This window comes from Micromonospora sp. AMSO12t, from assembly GCF_008806585.1.
GTDB classification, from domain to species: domain Bacteria; phylum Actinomycetota; class Actinomycetes; order Mycobacteriales; family Micromonosporaceae; genus Micromonospora; species Micromonospora reichwaldensis.
The window spans coordinates 1-3,453 of sequence record NZ_WAAS01000421.1 but is presented as its reverse complement, the minus strand read 5'-3'; the positions used below and the strand labels follow the sequence as shown (position 1 = coordinate 3,453).

Below are 3,453 nucleotides of genomic sequence, written 5' to 3'. Positions count from 1 at the left end.
AGCGTGGCCGCCTCCACCAGCACCTCCCGGTGCGCGGCCTCCCGCCCCCGGCTGCGCCGCGGCGCCCGCCAGTCGAGCAGGGCCAGCACCTCCTCGGGGGTGGGCCCGGTGGCCGGCTCCAGGTCGGCGAGGACCTCCAGCACGGCCCGTCGGGCGGCCGGCGCGCCGGCCCGTTCCGCCTCGGCGGAGAGCACCGTGATCGGCCGGTCCCGGTCGTCGCGCTGCCCCACCAGCCCGGCCTGCCGCGTCATGGTCAGCCAGGCCCGGGCGAGCTGCTCCCAGCGCTGCGCGAGCGTCCCCGCCCGCCACACCTCGTACCCGGCGGTGGGCAGGACCTGCTGGTCGGCGCCGTGCCGGGTGGTGGTGGCCCCGGGCAGGTCGACCTCGCCGGCCAGCCCGCCCGCGTACGCCGCCTCCAGCAGCAGGGCCGCCGTCGACTCGTCCACCCCGACGGCCTTGGCGAGCCGGCGCAGGTCACGGACGCCCAGGCCGCCCGAGCGCAGCACCGGCGCCGGTTCGGCGGCGAGCTGCTCCAGCAGCGCCTCGGTGTGGCGTACCACCTCCATGGTCTGCCCGGCCCCGGCGGAGTCGGCGGCCTTCGGCTCGCGCGGCGCCGTGGCCACGGGCGGCGGGCTGCTGCGCAGCGGGCCGAGCGGGCCGCTGTCGCGGCGCAGCAGCAGGCCCACCTCCCGGGGCAGTTCGACGGTGCCCGTGGCGCCGGCCCGGCCGCCGGAGACCGGCACCAGCAGGTGGTGGTCGACGAGCCAGCGCACCGGCGAGCCGGTCGGCACGCCGCCGTTCGTCGGGTCCGGGGGCAGGTCGGCCTCCGCACCGAGCGGGGGCGCCTGCAACGCGCCCGCCGGCACGCTGCCGACCGGCGGCCCCGCGGCCAGCCGGTCCAGGATCGCCCGGGCCGAGGGCGGGGCGGCCAGCAGCGTCCGCCGCAGCTTCGCCGGGTCCGCGCAGAGCGCCGCCGCCCGCGGGCCGAGCTCCGCCGCCGATCGACCCAGGCCCGCCGGGTACGGGGAGACCTCGTCGACGCTCGCCACCACGCGCAGGGCACTCTCGGGGCCGTACAGCACGAAGAGCGCGCGCAGCCGGTCCACGGCGGCGCGGACGGTGGTGGGGGCGGGCGGCTGCGGCCCGGCGGTCGCCATGGCGAGCACCGCGTCGGTGGAGGTGGTCTGCTCGGCCGCGTCCCGGGTCAGCCGGGCGGCGTCGAGCATCAGCAGCGTGAACTGGTCCAGCGCGTCGAGGGCGCGGGCCACCGAGACCCGCGACTGGGCCCGGGTGGCGAGCGCGGAGACGTCGGCCGGCACGGGTACGACGAGGTCCGGCCGCAACTGGAGGAGGGCGGCGAGCGACTCGTCGGGAAGTGACCGTAGGTGGTCGGCGAGTGAGGTGGTCATCGTCGTTCCACGCTAGCCCGGCAGAGGGTCCTCCCGCCCCTCGGACGTCCGGCTGACCCGGGGTTGGGCGGGTACGTTCTCCCGCATGGCAGCGCTGACGGTCGGCTTCGACCTCGACATGACCCTGGTCGACTCGCGTCCCGGCATCGCCGACACGTTCCGGGCGTTGACGGCCCGCACGGGGGTGCACGTGGACGCGGCGGCCGCCGTGGCGAGGCTCGGCCCGCCGCTGCGTACGGAGATCGCCCGCTGGTTCCCGCCGGAGCAGGTCGACGAGGCCGTCCGCACGTACCGCGAGCTGTACCCGGCGTACGCGATCACACCCACCGTCCCGCTGCCCGGGGCGGTCGCCGCGATCGACGCGGTACGCGAACGCGGCGGGCGGGTGCTGGTGGTCACCGCCAAGCACGGCCGCCTGGCCCGGCTGCACCTCGACCACCTGGGCCTGGTGGTCGACGAGGTGGCCGGCGACCTGTTCGCGGAGGGGAAGGCGACCGCCCTGCGGCAGCACGGCGCGACCCACTACGTCGGCGACCACGTGGCCGACATGGTGGCGGCGGGGGCGGCGGGCGTACCCGGCATCGGGGTCGCCACGGGCCCGTGCGCCGCCGACGAGCTGCGCGCGGCCGGGGCGGCGGTGGTGCTGGATGATCTCACCGGATTCCCGGCGGCGCTGGACGGCATGATCCGGCTAGCCTTGGAGCGGTAGACGTCTCAAGCTCAAGCGAAGCAGGGGTTCTCAGGTGCCGACGGGTCGAGTGAAGTGGTTTGACGCGACCAAGGGATACGGGTTTGTCACCAGTGACGAGGGTGGCGACGTGTTCCTGCCCAAGGGCGCGCTACCGACGGGTGTCACCGACCTCAAGGGCGGTCAGCGCATCGACTTCAGCGTGGTGGACAGCCGCCGGGGCGCGCAGGCGATGGGGGTCAAGCTGCTCGACGCCCCGCCGTCGATGGCGGAGTTGCGTCGCCGGCCGGCGGAGGAGCTGCACGGCCTGGTCGAGGACATGATCAAGGTGCTGGAGGCGAAGGTCCAGCCGGACCTGCGCCGGGGTCGCTTCCCCGACCGCAAGACGGCGCAGAAGATCGCTCAGCTGGTCCACGCGGTCGCCAACGAGCTGGAGGTCTGAGGCACCAGCCCGGCGTCGGCGGCCCGGCCGAGCAACGCCTCGACGGCGGCGAACCCCGCGTCCCCCAGGTCGGCGGTGAACTCGTTGACGTAGAGCCCGATGTGCCGGTCCACCACGTCGGGCTCCATCTCCTGGGCGTGGGTCAGCACGTACTCCCGGCTGGCGGCCGGATCGGCCCAGGCCTGGCGTACCGACTCGCGGATCCACCCGGCTGCGGCCTCCGGGTCGACCGCGCCGCGCCGGGCCAGGATGGCCCCGAGTGGGATGGGCAGGCCGGTGTCGGCCTCCCACCACTCGCCGAGGTCGACCAGGGCGGTCAGGCCGTGCCGTGGGTAGGTGAACCGGGCCTCGTGGATGACCAGCCCGGCGTCGTACCGGCCGGCGGCGACGCCCGGCATGATCTCGTGGAACGGCACGACCTCGATCCGCGCCGGGGGCCGGTCGGCCGCCCAGAGCCGGAAGAGCAGGTACGCCGTCGTCCGGTCGCCCGGCACCGCCACCGTGGCACCGCTCAGGTCGGCGCGCCCGGGGCCGTCAGGCCGGTCGGGGTGGTCGCCACGGGTCAGCACCAGCGGGCCGCAGCCGCGGCCCAGCGCGCCCCCGCAGGGCAGCAGGTGGTAGTCGTCCAGCAGCCACGGCAGCGCCGCGTAGCTCACCTTGACCAGGTCGAACGCACCCCGTTCGGCGGCCGTGTTGGTGACGTCCACGTCGGCGTACGTGACATCGACCGGCGGTGCGCCGGGCACGAGACCGTGCACCAGGGCGTGGAAGACGAACGTGTCGTTGGGGCAGGGCGAGAAAGCCAGCGAGAGCGCCACACCCTCACCGTATCCCCGCCCCGGGTGGGTCGCCCGACCGTGGCAGGTTCGGTGTGACCTGGACCCACCGGCGCCGAGCCGACGGCCACCTTGCCA

Annotated in this window: 3 protein-coding genes and 1 pseudogene; 2 read left to right on the top strand and 2 right to left on the bottom strand. The window is 75.8% G+C overall.

What is annotated here, in order from left to right:
- Window positions 1–1,409 (bottom strand): annotated as a pseudogene (locus tag F6X68_RS31605) (hypothetical protein); the annotation flags it as partial.
- An 85-nt stretch (window positions 1,410–1,494) separates the two neighbouring features.
- On the opposite strand from F6X68_RS31605, the gene F6X68_RS31600 reads away from it, so the two are divergent.
- Both F6X68_RS31600 and F6X68_RS31595 read left to right on the top strand, forming a co-directional pair.
- Window positions 1,495–2,118, top strand: a complete 624-nt coding sequence (locus F6X68_RS31600) for an HAD family hydrolase (protein WP_151457672.1) — start codon at window positions 1,495–1,497, stop codon at window positions 2,116–2,118.
- Window positions 2,119–2,152: 34 nt separating this feature from the next.
- A complete protein-coding gene (locus F6X68_RS31595) occupies window positions 2,153–2,539 on the top strand; it encodes a cold-shock protein (protein ID WP_151457671.1) in 387 nt (128 codons plus the stop codon).
- Here the strand turns inward: F6X68_RS31595 and F6X68_RS31590 are convergent.
- Entirely contained in the window at window positions 2,500–3,357 is an 858-nt protein-coding gene (locus F6X68_RS31590) for a 1,4-dihydroxy-6-naphthoate synthase (RefSeq protein ID WP_151457670.1), read from the bottom strand. The genes F6X68_RS31595 and F6X68_RS31590 overlap by 40 nt on opposite strands.
- Window positions 3,358–3,453 lie beyond the last annotated feature (96 nt).